The 17,498-nt window shown below is 29.4% G+C and carries 16 protein-coding genes; 4 read left to right on the top strand and 12 right to left on the bottom strand.

The genetic code is table 11. The features are described from left to right. Positions 1-21 precede the first annotated feature (21 nt). The 4 genes from JX287_RS01295 (at position 22) to JX287_RS01280 (ending at position 3,854) form a co-directional block, all read left to right on the top strand. The gene (locus JX287_RS01295) at positions 22-1,149 is read left to right on the top strand and encodes an acyl-CoA dehydrogenase family protein (protein ID WP_204641430.1); all 1,128 of its coding nucleotides are present in this window, start codon (positions 22-24) and stop codon (positions 1,147-1,149) included. 245 nt (positions 1,150-1,394) lie between these two features. Further along, on the top strand, positions 1,395-2,219 hold the full coding sequence (locus tag JX287_RS01290; RefSeq protein ID WP_204641429.1) for a phosphate/phosphite/phosphonate ABC transporter substrate-binding protein: 825 nt from the start codon (positions 1,395-1,397) through the stop codon (positions 2,217-2,219). Between the two features lie 2 nt (positions 2,220-2,221). After that, a complete protein-coding gene (locus tag JX287_RS01285; protein ID WP_204641428.1) occupies positions 2,222-3,397 on the top strand; it encodes a cobalamin-independent methionine synthase II family protein in 1,176 nt (391 codons plus the stop codon). Next, positions 3,390-3,854, top strand: coding sequence for an OsmC family protein (locus tag JX287_RS01280; RefSeq protein WP_204641427.1), 465 nt, complete (start codon positions 3,390-3,392; stop codon positions 3,852-3,854). The genes JX287_RS01285 and JX287_RS01280 overlap by 8 nt, the downstream gene beginning before the upstream one ends. Positions 3,855-3,966: 112 nt before the next feature. Here JX287_RS01280 and ftsZ read toward each other — a convergent pair whose 3' ends face one another. From ftsZ to JX287_RS01220, 12 genes are all read right to left on the bottom strand, one after another. Further along, a complete protein-coding gene (gene ftsZ / locus JX287_RS01275; RefSeq protein ID WP_204641426.1) occupies positions 3,967-5,058 on the bottom strand; it encodes a cell division protein FtsZ in 1,092 nt (363 codons plus the stop codon). Between the two features lie 20 nt (positions 5,059-5,078). Beyond that, positions 5,079-6,452, bottom strand: coding sequence for a cell division protein FtsA (ftsA, locus tag JX287_RS01270; RefSeq protein WP_239650300.1), 1,374 nt, complete (start codon positions 6,450-6,452; stop codon positions 5,079-5,081). 230 nt (positions 6,453-6,682) lie between these two features. Then, positions 6,683-7,648, bottom strand: a complete 966-nt coding sequence (locus tag JX287_RS01265) for a cell division protein FtsQ/DivIB (RefSeq protein WP_204641424.1) — start codon at positions 7,646-7,648, stop codon at positions 6,683-6,685. Positions 7,649-7,654: 6 nt separating this feature from the next. Continuing rightward, positions 7,655-8,995 (bottom strand): UDP-N-acetylmuramoyl-L-alanine--D-glutamate ligase, encoded by a 1,341-nt coding sequence (gene murD, locus JX287_RS01260; protein ID WP_204641423.1) that lies wholly within the window; start codon positions 8,993-8,995, stop codon positions 7,655-7,657. A gap of 1 nt (position 8,996) precedes the next feature. Further along, the gene (gene mraY, locus JX287_RS01255) at positions 8,997-9,980 is read right to left on the bottom strand and encodes a phospho-N-acetylmuramoyl-pentapeptide-transferase (protein ID WP_204641422.1); all 984 of its coding nucleotides are present in this window, start codon (positions 9,978-9,980) and stop codon (positions 8,997-8,999) included. A 9-nt stretch (positions 9,981-9,989) separates the two neighbouring features. Beyond that, positions 9,990-11,996: a penicillin-binding transpeptidase domain-containing protein gene (locus JX287_RS01250; protein WP_239650299.1), complete on the bottom strand. Its 2,007-nt coding sequence runs from the start codon at positions 11,994-11,996 to the stop codon at positions 9,990-9,992. A gap of 192 nt (positions 11,997-12,188) precedes the next feature. Continuing rightward, positions 12,189-12,515 carry a cell division protein FtsL gene (locus tag JX287_RS01245; protein WP_003145776.1) on the bottom strand — a complete coding sequence of 109 codons (327 nt, stop codon included), beginning with the start codon at positions 12,513-12,515 and terminating at the stop codon, positions 12,189-12,191. Between the two features lie 16 nt (positions 12,516-12,531). Beyond that, positions 12,532-13,467 carry a 16S rRNA (cytosine(1402)-N(4))-methyltransferase RsmH gene (gene rsmH / locus JX287_RS01240; protein ID WP_204641420.1) on the bottom strand — a complete coding sequence of 312 codons (936 nt, stop codon included), beginning with the start codon at positions 13,465-13,467 and terminating at the stop codon, positions 12,532-12,534. An 11-nt stretch (positions 13,468-13,478) separates the two neighbouring features. Next, positions 13,479-13,910, bottom strand: a complete 432-nt coding sequence (gene mraZ, locus JX287_RS01235) for a division/cell wall cluster transcriptional repressor MraZ (RefSeq protein WP_204641419.1) — start codon at positions 13,908-13,910, stop codon at positions 13,479-13,481. Positions 13,911-14,056: 146 nt separating this feature from the next. Then, positions 14,057-14,941, bottom strand: coding sequence for a primosomal protein DnaI (gene dnaI / locus JX287_RS01230; RefSeq protein WP_204641418.1), 885 nt, complete (start codon positions 14,939-14,941; stop codon positions 14,057-14,059). Further along, complete coding sequence (locus tag JX287_RS01225; RefSeq protein ID WP_239650298.1) at positions 14,941-16,326, bottom strand: DnaD domain protein; 1,386 nt, start codon at positions 16,324-16,326, stop codon at positions 14,941-14,943. Before JX287_RS01225 ends, dnaI begins: the two co-directional genes overlap by 1 nt. Beyond that, entirely contained in the window at positions 16,310-17,305 is a 996-nt protein-coding gene (locus JX287_RS01220) for a hypothetical protein (RefSeq protein ID WP_204641417.1), read from the bottom strand. The genes JX287_RS01225 and JX287_RS01220 overlap by 17 nt, the downstream gene beginning before the upstream one ends. Between the last annotated feature and the right edge of the window lie 193 nt (positions 17,306-17,498).

Here is a 17,498-nt window from a genome sequence, read left to right as displayed (position 1 = left end):
TTAATATTAGGAGGCATTATTATGACAACATTTTATAACGAAGCTAGGGAATTTGCAAAAAAATATATTGACCCTATTGCTAAAGAAATTGATGAACAAGAAAGATTTCCAGAGGAAGTATTTAAAGAATTAGGAAAAGCTGGATACTTTAAACTTATGATTCCTACAGAACTAGGCGGATTAGGTAAAGATATGCAAGAACATGCTGATGCTTGTCGTGCTTTCGCTAAATCGAGTGCTACTGTTGGTTTATGCTATATGATGCACAATGTTGCATTAAATTGTATATTATCTTATGCAGATGATAATCTTAAATCAAAAATCTGTAAAGACATCGTAGAAAATGAAAAATTTATGGCACTTGCTTACAGCGAATTAGGTACTGGTACTCACTTCTACATTTCTGATGTGAAAACTGAATTTAAAGATAACTCAGTGATTTTCAATGGACTAAAAAGTATGGTAACATCTGCTGAATTTGCTTCTTACTACTTGGTACTTACTCCTTCTGATGTTGAAGGTGGAATTGATAACTGGGTATTCCCACTTGGAAGCAAAGGACTAGAATTTAAAACATCTACATGGCACGGTCTTGGTATGCGTGGAAATGTTTCTTGTCAAATGGCAATTAATGATGTTGAATTAGATAAAGAACTACGCATAGGTAAAGCAGGCTCTGGAGTTGATCAAGTATTCACAATTGTCGCCACTTACTTCATTACAGGTCTTGCCGCTGTTTATAGTGGACTATGCGAAGCAATTTTAGACGAAGCGGTAGCTCATACAACTAATAGAAAATATCCTGATGGAAAATCATTAAGTGAAATTGAAACTGTTCAAATTCATCTAGCAAAAATTTACAGTCAAACAAATGCTGCTATTTTAGGAACGAATGAAGCTGCTCGTAGTTTCTTAGCTAAAGAAAGTGATATGTTAGCAAAAATTTTATCAGCTAGAATTTTTGCGAGTGAAGCTGCTATCGAATTAGCTCGTCTTGGTATGCGTGTTGGTGGTGGTAAAGCATATAACCGTGTTGGAAATATGGAACGCTATCTAAGAGATGCATTCGCAAGTCATATTATGGCACCTAGTGTTGATGTACTTACAATTTGGTTAGGAAAAGCAATTACTGGGCAACAATTACCATAATAATTACTAATGAAATCAAATTTTTAAGGGGCTGACCCAAAAGCCCTAAAATTTTAACAAAGTTCATATGAAAACTTATAAACGCAGTGGTTTATTAATATCTAAATTCGCTTTATAAAAGCCATTTAAATTATCTAATAAACTGTGCGGGGGTGACTCGACAAAATCTTGTTTCTTCGAAATCACGATTTTTGAGTCACTCCCCTTTATTTAAAAAATACAAATTAGAAAAGAGGAATAATATTATGTCAAAATTAAAAGTTGGAGCTGTAATCTATGACCCAAAAGTAACTGTAATTTGGGGAATTATTGCGAAATTTTTTGAGGATGAAAACTTTCCTATTGAACCAGTTTATTACAAAGATTACAAAGGTCAAGTTGATGGTTTATTAGCTAAAGAAATTGATGTAGCTTGGAATTCTCCTTTAGCATGGTTAGATACTCACCTACGCACTAACGGAAATGCGTTAAATGGTTCTATGCGTGATACTGACCGTGATCGTAGTTCATATTTAGTAGTAAAAGCTAATAGTAACATTAACTCTATTCAAGACTTAAGAAATAAAACAATAGGTTTCGGTGCAATTGATTCACCACAAGCCAGATTAATTCCTATTAACCATCTTCACAAACTTGGTTTAGAATTTGATAAAGATTATACTGAAAAACGTTTCGATATCGGTGTCGGACTTCATGGTGACCATGTCGGTGGAGAACTTGATTCAGCAATAGCTTTAAAAAATGATGAAGTAGCTGCTACTTGGATGCTAGATTTAAACTATAATGCTTGGATTGCAGATGGAACTCTAGATAAAAATCAGGTGAAAATTTTATCAAAAACAGATTTCTTTGATCACTGTATCTTCTCAGGACATCCAGAATTAGACGTAGCTCGTTTTGAAAAATTTATAGAAGTATTACACAAAATGGATTACAATAATCCTGAGCATAAAGAAATGATGGATATGGAAGGATTAAAAGAATGGGTATCTGGTCGTACTTCTGGGTTTAAACAACTTACTGAAGCCAATGAATATTTAGATTTTTTTAAAGAGTTTCATGGTGAATAATTATGACTAATTCATCTTTCTTAGTTTCTCTTCTTGGAAGTATGCCTCGTAGTAAAAAACTATTGACCGCAAAACGAAAATTAAATAAAGGAAATATCGACTTAAAAACATATCAAGAAATCCTAGATGATGAAACAAAATATGTAGTTGAACTTCAAGAAAAAAATTATATTGATATAATCACTAGTGGTGAACTAAATCGAGATAATTATGTTTCATTTATTGCTGAACGTTTGGAAGGTGTTACAATGATGAGTATGGCTGATATGTTTGATTATATTGAGGACAAACAAGGTTTTGAACAAATTCTAGAAATATTAGACGTTCCTGCAATTAGTATAAAAAATGCAATTTGTACAGGAAAAGTAAAATATAATAAACCTCTGGTAGCTGATGAAATAATTGAACTAAAAAAATTAAGCGATAAGAAAATCAAAGCAACATTACCAGGTCCTTATTTAATAACTAGGTCCATGTGGTTACCTGCTCTATCAAAACAATATTACGATAGCAAAGATTCTCTAGGAGAAGACATAATTAAAGTATTAAAAGAAGAAATTGATTCATTAGCAAAAATAGGCATAGATGTTATTCAATTTGATGAACCTGTACTAACCGAAGTGGTATTTTCTGAAGGTAAGACAAGATCTTTTATGTGTGCAGCATTATCTGAGAAAAAAGATCCTACTGAAGAATTAAAATTTGCTACTAAATTAATTAAATCTGTAATTGATTATGCTAAAGAAAAAGAAATATTAGTTTCTCTTCATGTATGTCGTGGTAATTGGAGTCGTGATGAAAGTATTCTACTTACTGGACCTTATACTCCTCTACTTCCATTATTCGAAGAAACTCTTCCTAATATACTTACATTAGAGTTTTCTACTCCTCGTGCTGGAGAAATATCTTCATTATTCAATAGTACTTTAATAAGGGATAATTGTATACTAGGATTGGGTGTTATGAATCCAAGAACAGACGATATAGAACCATTAGAAGATATCCTAAATCGTGTAGAAGAAGTAATGCAATATATTCCTAAAGAAAGAATTTGGTTAAATCCTGACTGTGGTTTTGCTACATTTGCAAATAGACCGGTAAGTACAATGGAGATTATTGATAAAAAATTAGCTCGCCTAAATGAAGCTAAAATTACATTGAGGAAACGATATGAGTAATCTATATGAATCTAAAAATTATGATTTAACTTTTAGAGGAATTTTATCTAGTAATATATTTAAGATGTACACTAATAATGATTGTATAAATATATCTAGTGAAATTAGTTTTGACATTAATGCTGATTATGCAAGTAGTATTAATTATTTTGCAGCTTCTATCTTAGGTGGAATTGCCCATAGTATTGTATCACAAAGCAAACAACTTAATATTGATATTGAAGAACTTGAAGGAAAAATACATCTAAATTTAAAAAATCCACTTTCTCTAATCGGTGTTAAAGGATACGACGAAGAACCAAAAATAGATTTTTGTAACATTACATATTATCTATATGCTGATTATGATGAAAATGATTTACTAAAATTTTGTAATACAGCTCTTAATAAATCATTTATATACAACACTTTAAAACATGTAATTAACTTCGATATAAAATTTATTTTAATAGATTAAAATTCAAAAACATCCTGATAAAAAACAACTTTATCAGGATTTTTTAATTAAATATTTTAATGAAGCATACAAAAAAGAAAATCAGATATTTATCCGATTTTCTTTCTTTTTATTAGATTTCTCTTCTTGTTCTTCTTCTTGGACGTGGATACATTTCTTGTTCTACTTCGTTTTTACCGTACCCACTTGTGAATGAGCTAGCTTCTGGTTGTGCTGGACGTTGTGCTAAGATATCTCTTTCTACACTTACTCCATCTTCTTCAAATCCAGTAGCAATAACAGTTACGATGATTTCATCAGTTTTTTCTAATTCTTCGTTAAACACTGTACCGAAGATCATATTCACTTCGTCATCACTTGCTTCTTGAACGATACTTGCTGCTGCTTGAGCTTCAAATAAACTTAGTGATGGACCACCTGTAATGTTTAATAACACACCTTTAGCTCCAACGATTGATGTTTCAAGTAATGGAGATGAAATAGCTTTTTTAGCTGCTTCGATAGCTCTGTTTTCACCTGAAGCTACCCCAATACCCATTAATGCAGAACCTTGATCAGCCATAATTGCTTTAACATCAGCAAAGTCAAGGTTAACAGTACCAGAAACATTAATTAAGTCAGAAATACCTTGAACCCCTTGACGTAACACATTATCAGCTTCAACGAAAGCTTGCATCATTGGAGTAGACTTATCTACGATATCTAATAATCTATCGTTAGGGATAACGATAAGTGTATCTACAGCACCTTTAAGTGAGTTAATTCCAGCTGTAGATTGTACTTGACGTTTTTTACCTTCAAAGTTGAATGGACGAGTAACAACACCTACAGTTAAAGCACCTAATTCTTTAGCAATACTTGCTACGATTGGAGCTGCTCCAGTACCAGTTCCTCCTCCCATACCAGAAGTTACGAATACCATATCCGCACCTGCTAATGCTTCTTCAATTTTATCTTTAGTTTCTTCAGCAGCTTTGCGCCCAACTTCTGGGTTAGCCCCTGCTCCAAGACCTTTAGTTAATTTTTCTCCGATTTGAATTCTAACGTTTGCTTTAGAGCGTTTTAAAGCTTGAGCATCTGTATTAACTGCGATAAACTCAACGTTTTGAATTCCGCTTTCTACCATTCGGTCAACGGCGTTACCACCACCGCCACCAACACCTACTACTTTAATTACTGCTGATTGATCAAATTCTTCAAACATTATTTATTTCCTCCTGATTATTATTCAAAAAACGAATTATACATTTTAGTTATTTTGTCAAAAAAGTTTTTGTCTTCTTCTTTTTTCTCTTCTTCATAATAAGTTTCTTCTTCACGAACATCTTCATGAGCTTCGCTTATTACTGGTGCTTCAACCTTTGAACTATTTACTGTGATTTCTTCTACTACAGAAACATTTTCAAATGTTGAATTTGTATTTTTTATTGTCGGTACTTCATCAGTTACTTGATATCCAAACAACGATTCAATTTTGTAGCTACTTGTTAATGTACCTACAACAACAGATAATTCTGGTGAATTAGCACCTATAATTTTTGGTGACCCAATTCTTACATTCATTTTTCTTAGCATATCTTTTGCTAGGTCAAGAACACCAGGCATAAGTGTTGTTCCACCTGTTAGGACAACATTTCCTTTTACTCTATTTATACCAGCTTTTCTCAATACATCAAATGAGCGTAAAATAATCTCTTCTACGATTTCTTCTATGTAGTCAGCCAACTCTTTTTGAGTATATGGTTCCTCATCCGGTTCTAGGTTATCTAAATCAATAATTACCTGTGGTGATGCTAAGTCATAAAAAGCATGCCCTTGAGTAACTTTTATCTCTTCTGCACGTTTTAATGGGACATTTAAAACATCTGATATTGTACGTGTAATATCTTCACCTGCTAACTCAATTGATTGTGATAATTGAAGGATTCCATCTTCAAAATAACTCACAGTCGTCAGTCCTGCTCCAATATCAATAATTACTGATCCATAATCTTTTTCTTCATCATTTAATAGTAATTCACCTAATGAATGAGATGTACAGAATGTCTCGTTACAATCTAATCTTAGGTTTTCAATACTCTTATATATTGTGTGAAGATGAGTCTTAGAAGTTAAAACTCTATTTCCTGTTACTTCAAATGAATTATGAACAGTCATTCCTTTTGGTTTTCTAATATTTTCAATATCATCAAGACGATAGTAATCTGGAATTACTTGTACCACTTCTCTTTCTCGTGGTAATGGTAGTATTTTTGCTTCTTCAATTACTTCTTCGATATCTCTACCATCAATATCGTGTTTTGTATTAAATTTAATTTCCGCTACACTTTTTTTAATATGAGTGTGTATACTTGGAACTGCTACATATAATGATCTTATGTCCTTATTAGCTTCACTTTTCGCAATATCTATTGCTTTTTGAATATCTCTAGAAGCAGATTCTACATCAATAATGTTTCCACGCTTAACAGACGTTGTTTTAACAACACCAACACCGAGTATATTCAATTTTTCATATACTACATCTGCTATTATCACTTTTATACTAGATGATCCTAGATCTATTGAAGTATACAATTGTGAACTCAAGTCAAACACTCCTTCCTTTAAACTTTGTTATTATAATAAAATTGTAAATACACACATATTTTATTTACACATACTAAATTATAACATAAAATTAGAAAAAAAAATATGAAAAACATCAAAAAAAATTAAATTTTATTAAAATATTTTCAATTTGTAATATAACGAATAAGTTTTTTTCTTTTATATAATTTTTCAATAAAAAAAGCATCCGAAATACAAAATTTAGGATGCTTTTTTGACTATTCATTTTTCTTATTACGTGTTGATTGTTGTTTGCTATTATTGTTCTTGTTAGAAGAATTACTTTGATTATTTGTAGTAGAATTTCCAGATTTATTACTTTGTTGTACTTTTTCTTCTTTTTCTACACTTTCATTATCTTTATTTGATTTCTCATCATCATTTAATCCCTGTCTTGATAGTAGTCTCTTAATATTATCATTTCTAACTTTTTCTGTTTTTGGTGTTTCAAGATATGCACCGTTTATTAAGTTTAAAGTAGTATTATTTTTGTCTTCAATATATTTAGATATTTCTTCGTAATAATTTAACTTATCCGCAAAGTCTACTCTTAAAGCTTTAACTTTTTGACCATCTTTCATATAAATTATTATTCTATCACTTTCATCATTTATTATTTCAGATATTTGTAATCGAACTTCTTGTTTTAACTTGTTTAGATTCTTATATACTTCCTCAAGGTTATTACTATCATCATTGAAATTTTCTATAATAGGCAAATTATAATTATTTCTAATTTTACCAGGATATGGTTTCCCATTTTCCATTATTATTTCTATACTACCGTCTTCTTTTTTATTTTGTGCGATAAAACTATATTCTTCTACTTGAATTTTTATAGATGAAGGTAATTTAGATTTTACTGTTACTGACTTAAATATATCAAATCTTGATTTTATATTATTTTGGATTTCATCATCTTTTATCGACCATGTTCGAAGATCATTATTAATGTTTCCTGCTTCAAGAATTTCTTCCTTAGTAATTTGATTGTTACCTTCTACATCAATAGTTTTCAATTTCAAATAACTACTGAATAAAAGTACAAATACTCCTATTACAATTAAAAATAAAGTTACTATAAATATTGCTTCACGTTTCTTTTTTCTTTTTATTTTTTCCAATGAACTTCTTCTTTTTTCATTGTTCATTTTTACTAGTAACTTCTTACTCTTCTTGTTCATAGTTTTTTAGTCCTCTTGAATAATTTTCTTAAATGTTGCTATAAATTCATCTCCACGATCTTCAAAGCATTTATATTGATCCCATGATGCACAAGCAGGTGATAATAATATTGTATCCCCCTCTACAGCAAGTGTGTTTGCTAAAATAGTAGCATCATCAACTTTTATCGCCCTATGGCAATTAACTTTATTGTTAACAGCTAAACTATATAGAATTTCTTTACTTTCTCCTACAACAACCATTGCCTTAATTCTTGGGAAAAATGGAACTAATTCTTTAAAATCAATTCCTCTGTCTTTCCCACCACATATGAGTATAATATTCTTTTCAAAGCCTGAAAGTGCTGTAGTTGTCGCTACTGGATTCGTTGCTTTCGAATCATTGTAGTACTTAACCCCGTTATGCTCACCTACATATTGTAATCTGTGTTTAACTCCACTAAATTCATACAGTACTTCTTGAATAACTTCTATTCTTGCACCTTTAATATATGAAATCACAGCGGCATTAATAGCATTTTCAACATTGTGCATTCCTGGTAATGAAAGCTTAGTAATATCAAATAACTCTACTTCATCATATGTAACGATATTATTTTTTACCATTATGCTAGCTTCATTATTTTCTTTAGTATCATAGAAAAGAACATTAGAATGAATTGTTTCCAAATCATATTTTTCTTTTTCTTTAATGTTTAGGATAAGAATATCATCATTTGTTTGATTTTTATAAATATTTCTTTTTGCATTTCTATAGTTTTCAACGCTTCCATGATAATCTAAATGACCAACACCTAGATTTGTTATAGTAGCAACAGATGGTTTAAAATATTTTGTTCCTTGTAATTGGAAAGATGAAACTTCCGTAATTATTAATGAATTAGGATGATTGTATGCAACTTCTATTGCTGGATAACCAATATTACCCGCTAAATAAACATCTTTATTGGCTGCTTTTAATATATCAAAAGTCATCTGAGTAGTCGTAGTTTTACCATTCGTTCCAGTTATAGCTACCATATCGATATTAAACAATGTATTTGCTAACTCAATCTCAGTTATTATATCAATATTTTTTTCAATAGCTTTTTGTAAAATATCTATCTCATATTTTATTCCTGGATTTTTTACTATTAAATCAATGTTTTCTAAAAGTTCTAGTGGATGTCCTCCACCAATAACTTTAACTCCTAATTTTTTCAACTCGGTTGCTTTTTCATCATTACTTAAATCATCATATGCATTTAAAGTAACATCATATCCAAGTTTGTTTAAGATTTTTGCAGTTGAATAACCACTTCTTGCAAATCCTAACACTAATATTTTTTTATCTTCTAAATTAATCATTTTAAATAACCCCTATAAAGTATCCTATAGCTGATGATACCACTGCTATAGCAACAAAAATATACACAGTTTTTACTTCGCCATATCCTGATAACTCAAAATGGTGATGTAACGGTGACATTTTAAAAATTCTTTTACCTGTTTTTTTAAAGTAAGCCACCTGAATTATTACAGATAAAGTCTCAAGTATATATACTAAACCTATAAATAAGAATGCTATCTCTTTATGCAGGATTACTGAAATCGCTGCTAAAATTCCTCCTAAAGCTAAAGATCCAGTATCCCCCATAAAGATTTTTGCTGGATTTTTATTAAATAATAAAAATCCTAAAAGTGCTCCAACTATAGTCAAACAGAAAACTAATACAGGAAAATTATTTTCCTTATACGCTAATAAAGCAAATGTACTAGTGGTAATAATTGTAACACTTGTTGCTAGACCGTCTAATCCATCAGTTAAATTAACCGCATTAGAAAATCCTGTTTGCCAAAATACTAAGAAGATTAGATATAAATATGAAATATTAAGATTATAATCTAATCCTGGAATATGTATATAATTTATATCTTTATAAATAAATGTAACTAAGATATAAAATATTACAGAAAATAGTATTTGTAGCATTAATTTTTTTCTTGGAGCAAGTCCATCATTTTTCTTCTTAACTACGATAAGCATATCATCTATATAACCAATAATTGAAAATGAGATAGTTGTATAAATGAATAAAATATAATATTGAATGTTTCCACTATCCAAGATCATTGCAATAATAAGTGAAATTACTATTGAAACTATAAAAGATATTCCTCCCATTGTTGGAGTACCTTTTTTATGCATATGACTTTGTGGGCCTTCTTCTCTAATTGCTTGTCCAAATTTTAGAACATGTAAATATTTGATTAATCTTGGTAGCATTAACACTGTCAGAAAAAATGCTACCAATAATAACGATATAGCAAATACTGTATCTGAATTACTCATTTCGTTCTCCTAACTAAATTTTATTTTTATCTTGTCCCCTTTTTTTATAAATCTCTGCGCAGGAATTGATTGTTGTTTTGCAAACCCATTCCCTTCAGTTTCAATATCTAAGCCGGCTAATTTAGCATAATTTATGACATCAATCTTAGACCATCCTATGAAATTAGGTAATACTATATTATTATCCGAAACTAACAGAAATACTCTTTCATCTTCTTTTATTACATTATCAGCCGAAGGATATTGTCCAATAATATTATTACCAGAGCCAATTGTTATAATATTTTTAGTTTTTTGTTGTAATTTTAGTACTGTTGAATTAACGTTCTCACCTACAACATTTTCCATTTGATAACTTTTTACAGTGCTGTTATCATCAGCTTTTTTTACATTTAAATAATTTAATGTATTTTCCATTATCGGTTTAAAAATCTCAGATGCCCCGTATGCACTACTAGCTCCTAGCTCTTTTGTTGGTAATTTCATACCAACATATAAAATAACTTGAGGGTCTTCACTTGGTGCATAACCAATAAACGAGTGCAGAACTTTAAATGGACTCTTAAAATAAGTCCTTGTCTTAGGATCCACTACCTCGCCCGTTCCGGTTTTTCCTGATGTACTGTAGTTTTCCACGGCATATCGTTTACCACCTTGTGCCCAAGAACCATTAACAACCCCGTATAGTTCCTCTTTCATTATATCAGCTGTTTGTTTTGATATTGGATTTCCTACCACTGTTTTCTTCCCAATATTAACATCTTTATCCAATGTTTTATCATGAACTCGCTGTAAGAAATACGGTGCCAACATTTGACCATCATTTAAAATTGCCGTCTCTGCTTGAACCATCTGCATTGCCGTAACTGTACTACCTTGACCAAATACAGTAGTCGAAGCAGATACTTTGTTATTAAATACTAAATCTCCTGTTGCTTCATTTCCATAAAGTGAATTCGTACTTCTTCCAAATCCAAAACTTTCTAAACCACTTTTTAGTTTTTCAGTCCCTAATTCATTTAAAAGTGTTAACATCAATGTATTTGAAGATTGTTGGAATCCATGACGTTGAGTTATTGTTCCCCATCCAGTTTTATTCCAGTCAAAAATAGTAGCATCTTCTACTTTGTATGAACCAGATCTATAGTAGGCTTCTGGATTATAAATATTATTTTCAACCATTATTGACATAGTAAAAGTTTTTAAAGTTGAACCAGGTTCATAGGCTGAATTATAAAATATATTCGACCAAGCGCTTGAAAGATTTTCTTGAGTATTTGGATTAAATGCTGGAGTTTGTCCTAAACCTAGTATTTCTCCTGTTTTAGGACTAATTGCTATCGCGAATGCACTTTCTGGTTCATATTTATCATGAATATCTTTCAAAGTATTGTCAATAAATCCTTGAATATTTTTATCAATAGTTAAATAGATATCCGCTCCATCTACAGGTTTGGTTTCTACTTTTGGTATATTAGAAACTACTTTTCCCCATGCATCTTTAGCATAAGTAATATGCCCCTCTTTTCCTCTTAAGTAGTAATCAAATGTTTTTTCAACTCCTAATCGACCGGTAATCAAATCACTGTCAGGTGAATTCTGAGCAAACCCTAAGAAGTTTCCAAGCATGCTTCCATTTGGATAATATCTTTTTGTTGTTGCTATAAATTCAATACCTGGAAGTTTTAACTCTTCTATTTTTTTCTTATCTTCAACACTAATATCTTTTCCAGCTGTACCAAATTCCACTTGATAAACACCTTTTTTATTAAGTATTTCTTTTATCTTACTTCTATCTAATTTGATAAATTTAGATAATTCATCTGCAGTTTTATCTATATCGATAACATGACGAGGATTCGTATCATCATCAGTTGCTTTATCAGACACTACTGCGACTATCTTATAAGATTCAATATTATCAGCTAGTATGTTGCCATTTCTATCAAAGATTTTCCCGCGATTTGGTTGTAAACTACTGTCAATCTTATACTTTTTATCTGCTAATTCTGTCAAATTATGGCCTCTAACAGTCCCTATTAGCATCATTTGTCCAATATTTAATATTAATATCCATACAAAGAAAAAAACAAAAATTAGAAAAAATACAATTTTTGTTCTTTCTCGAGAGATATAATCTTTTCTTTCTAAACTTCTTCTATCTTCCAAAAACTTTAAAGTTAATATTTTCTTAAAAAGTTTTATCAATTATCTCACTACCTTTATACTATCTTTTTGAGTTTTCATTCCTACTGTCTCAGCAATCTTTTTAACTCTTTCGTAAGATGACAGATTGTTTATCATAACTTTTTGTTCATTGTTATTTTTTTGTTTTTCTGATATTACAATATCATTTTTTTGTTGAGCACTTCGTAGTGAATAAATCTCTCCCTTATAGTTTAACATAACTACGTTAGCAAGTAAAATAACTCCTACAAAAACTCCATAAGCTGTTTTTTCCAAAAAGTTAAATTTTACTTTTTCTTGTACTTTTCTTACTCCGTATTCTCTACTATATACCTTTAGTGTTGCCATTTAAACTTTCCCTCCTCTATTTTATCTGAACTTCTGCCACTCTTAATTTGGCACTTCTAGATCTATTATTTTCTTCTAATTCAATATCACTAGGATATATAGGTTTTCTCGTAATTACTTTTAATTTAGATAAACTTTCTTCTGGCATAATTGGTAGATTTTTTGGAATATCTTTTTCCTTTGCATATGAATTAAATATTTGCTTACAAATTCTATCTTCTAAGGAATGGAATGTAATAACAGATATTCTTCCTCCTACACTAACAATTTCAATCGCTTGTTCAAGTGAATCTTCAAATACTGATAATTCATTATTTACCGCAATACGAATAGCTTGGAATACTCTTTTAGCTGGGTGTCCTCCAGTTCTTCTTTTTGCAGCAGGGATGGAATCTTTAATAATTTCTACTAATTCAAAAGTAGTTTCAATAGGTTTTTGTTCTCTTTTTTTCTCAATATTTCTCGCAATTTGTTTTGAAAAATTTTCTTCTCCATAGCGATAAAATATTTTAACCAAATCATGATAACTGTATTCATTAACTACTTCATAGGCACTGATTTTTGCATCAGTATCCATTCTCATATCTAATTTAGTATCATAATTATAACTAAAACCTCTTTCAGGTGTATCTAATTGAGGTGATGATACTCCTAAATCGTATAATACACCATCAACTTCATGAACACCATGCTCTGCTAATTTTTCTTTTAAATTAACAAAGTTAGATTTAATAAAGACAACTTTATCACTGTACTCAGCTAATTTTTGTTTGGCATTTTCTAATGCCACATTATCTTGATCGAAAGCATATAGTTTACCAGTTTTTAAACGTTTTAAAATCTCTAAGCTATGTCCTGCTCCTCCTAAGGTACAATCTACATAAATACCGTCTTCTTTTATATTTAAGCCTTCTACAGCTTCATTTAATAATACACTATAATGTTTAAACATTTTCATCCATCCTAAAAATCAAAATCTTCTAATTCTTCTGCTATTTCTTCTACGCTAGCTTCACTTTCAACAAGTAAATCTTCCCAGCGATTTTTAGCCCAAATTTCTATCCTATTAGATAAACCATTTACCACACATTCTTTATCTAAAAAAGCATGTTCTATTAATGCGTTAGGAATGTTAATTCTTCCTTGTTTATCTATCTCAACTTCAGTGGCTCCAGAAAAGAAGAAACGTTGGAAAGTACGAGCATTTTTCTTAGTGATAGGTAGTGATTTTATCTTACTTTCCACCTTTTGCCACTCTTGTAGTGAATAGCCGAATAAACAAGAGTCTAGACCTCTTGTGATAATAAATTTTTCACCTAGTTCATCTCTGAACTTAATTGGAATACTAAGCCTTCCTTTGGCATCCATTTTATTATTGTATTGACCAATAAACACTACTTCTCACCACCTTACCTTTATAATTTACCACATTTCCCCACTTTTTTCCACTAATTTCTAAAAAAAAATTAATTTTTTTGAATTTTTTACCAAAAAAATACCAAGTACTTATAAAATAAAAATTTTATAAGTACCTGGTTTATTTAGTTATAATATTCTCTTTCGTTTTCACCATCTAAAAAATGAGAAGAACATAACGAATGTATTCTTTCAACAATCCTTAAAGCTTTCGTTCTATCTACTGTTGTTTTACCATTTGATAGTAATTCTGCCAGGTCATCTATACTTAAGTTAGAAGAGAAAAATGTCGGTAACTTTTCAGCTTCTCTATGATTAATAATTGGTCCTAGTACTTCATCACGTATAAATTCTGTAATATTTTCAGCACCGATGTCATCTATTATTAGTATCTCTTCATCTCTGATTAAATCGATATATAAATCATAACTATTATTACTTATTTTAGACTTAATCTTTCTAATAAATTCTGGATAATATAAGATTGCAGGTTCTTTTCCATTTTGTTTAAAATAGTTATAAATAGATCCCATTAAGTAGGTTTTTCCAGTTCCTGTCGGTCCATAAACATAGACACCTCTTGTTGATTGTTTATTAATAATGCTTTTACATATTTTTATTATTTCTGTTGCTAAAATACCTTTTTCTCTATTTCTTGATAAGTTCTCAAAAGTATATGTTAAAACTCTTTTGGGTATAAATTCTGTTTTTACCTTATTCGACGTTTTTAAATTCGCTACTTTTTGTTTATATTCTTCAGTCTCTTCATATAAAATATTGACTGCTTCATTCTTATAAACTAACTTTGGTTTATGCTCTATATTTAGTAATTTATCCTTTGAAATATAAAACTGATAGAACTTCTCAAAATTATTTTCTATATCAATTTTTGAGAAATTATTATCACGAATAAATTTAATTATTTCAGAATCGTTTAATACTTTTTCTGACATAAACTTCTTGAATGAGTCTTGTGTATTACTAGCTACAATATTAGATAATTTTTTCACTACACGTCCCTCTTGTTATTTAATTCTTGCATCATTTTATTATATGCATCTTCGTCTTCTTTTGTAACAACTCTATCTTCTATTTTCTTTGCACCATTGAAATTACTTTGACGACTTTGTAAATATTCAGGAAACGGTGCATAATTTCCTTTTTTCACACTTGTATAATTTGTTTGTTTTTTAGACACCTTTTTAGTATTAGTTATATTATTTTGTTTATAGTTTCGATTATTTCTAACAAAATCAATTGCATCCTTTGCACCTAAAAGTTTTTGTGCACTCCATGAACTTGCAATTTTATCTATATAATTAATATGCGGTATTGAGTTTTTTCCAGTTTGATTAATAGAATATTCTAATAAAATATTTAATACTCCAGTTGGAAAATTATATTTACTTTGTAGGTCATTTATATTTTTAGCATCAATGTTAGATACGACTATACCTTTTTGTTTATTAAGGAATGTTATAAAGTTTGTATTGTCTACTTCTTTAATAAACAAATCTTCCTCTGTTTCATGGTTATCTTTTGTACTGCTAAGATTTTTATTCACCATACGTTCTAATGTTGGAACTTCTTGTTTTCTAACATTGACATTTAATTGAATAATATAATCCGTTAATATCTTAATATTGATTTCACTCGTACCATTGGAAATTTCTACTGATTTTTCAATAGCCTTCGCCATGTCTTGTGGATCCATCTTATAAATATGTGCAATACCTAAAATTTTATTTTTTATATCGTCATTAGATATGACATCAGTTAGATAACTATTTGCTAAATAATAATTTAATTTATCAAAATCAAAATAATACTCATCGAAATTAGGTCCTGAAGAGTTTTTATTTGATAAGTAATCAAAACTAAAATCATTTAGGTTTTCTAAATGAAATACATCAGAAAATTTAGCTGTAATTTCTTCAAAACTTCTAAAGCTAACTTTATCAAATGAATAATAATTAACTATTTCTTTATATTCACTACTTCCTAGAGTGTTCTCTAATAATTGGGCTAATACTGGTGTATTAAAAAAAGTTGTGAAATCTAATGCTTCTTTAATTTTATAGACGAATTGTCCAACACCTGCATTATCAATATAAAAAGATTGAATTAATCCCATTGCTTCTAATTTTTTTCTTGCGACCATAAATTTATGATTTGATAATGCAAGATTATCTAAAATATCATAATGTAAATAATTCTTAGAAAGATTTTTATCACTAAGCATCTTACTGCCTAAAAAGTGATATAGACTTATTGCATCATTCCCTAATAAAGGAAGATACAATAAATTTAATTCTTTAGCACGTTTTGCAATATCATAATCATTATATACACAATAAAAATCTTTTTCTGAGAAGGTATTATTCATTTTTATCATCCATAACTTCTATAATAATTTGAGTATACTCTAAAGCATATATAAAATCTTGATTATAGTCATACTTAATCTTATCGTCATTTTTTAAAGGTGCGAAAAACGATTTTACTAAGATTGGATATATATTATCTAATAATAATTTAGCATTGTCATTCTCATAAAACGCCCTCAAAAAGTTAAAAACTTTATAAACACATTCTAGGAATTCTTCTTTTGTCGGTGTATTAATATTGGTATAACTCTCTAGTTTCGTTGAGAAACTTAGTATATTTTTTTTATCATTTTTGGCAACAAATGTTCTCAAATCATCGATAAGTTCATACATATAGTTGAAAAATGATTCAAAATCCTCTAAATACTCATTATTAATAATCTTAGATTCATTTTGTAAAAGTAATTTATTAATATTATAATCAGTTACAAATAGATATATTTTATAAAGATCTGAAAACTCAACATCGCTAAGTTTTTGGTAATCTTGAACTATAGAATTTAAGCTCTTACCTTCTTTATAAATATTATATAGAGTATTTAACCATATAAACTCTTCCAATTTTTTATTATTAATTAATGTAATTAAATAGTTATTAAAATTGTACTCTTTTTCATCTTCAAAAAGAATTGTTGTTCTACTTTCAATTCTTGTAAGAATTAAATTAAATTCTTTCTCTGCGTCTGCACTATAACTATTTTCATCAAATACCGGTTTTAATTCAGCTTTTACACGTCTGAACTCATCACTACTATTATCAAGATTGTTGATTCTTTCTTGATAAATTTCATTGTATCCTGGTTTTTGTGAGTGATAATAAGTTTCTATAGCTTTATTAAATTCTAAAACTTTACCTAAGATTTTTATATAAGCAACTTTGATATTTTTATTATCTGAAATATTATTAATTAATTTTAATGCTTTCAATATATCTTTTTTATTTTCATTTGTAAGCACTAACGTCTTTTCATCCTCTAAATAAAACATTCCCAAACCTCCAATAATATATTACTATATAATAATACTCTATTTTGTTAAGAAAATCAAAATATATGAAATAAAGTATAAAAAAAGAACCTTCCAAAAGGAAGGCTCTCACTGTTGCCTGGCAACGTTCTAGTCTCACAGGGCGTAAGCCCAACTACATTCGACGCTAAAGAGCTTAACTTCTGTGTTCGGT

The sequence above is a fragment of the Gemella haemolysans genome (genome assembly GCF_901873445.1).
GTDB classification, from domain to species: domain Bacteria; phylum Bacillota; class Bacilli; order Staphylococcales; family Gemellaceae; genus Gemella; species Gemella haemolysans_C.
This window is presented reverse-complemented; position numbering and strand designations above follow the sequence as displayed.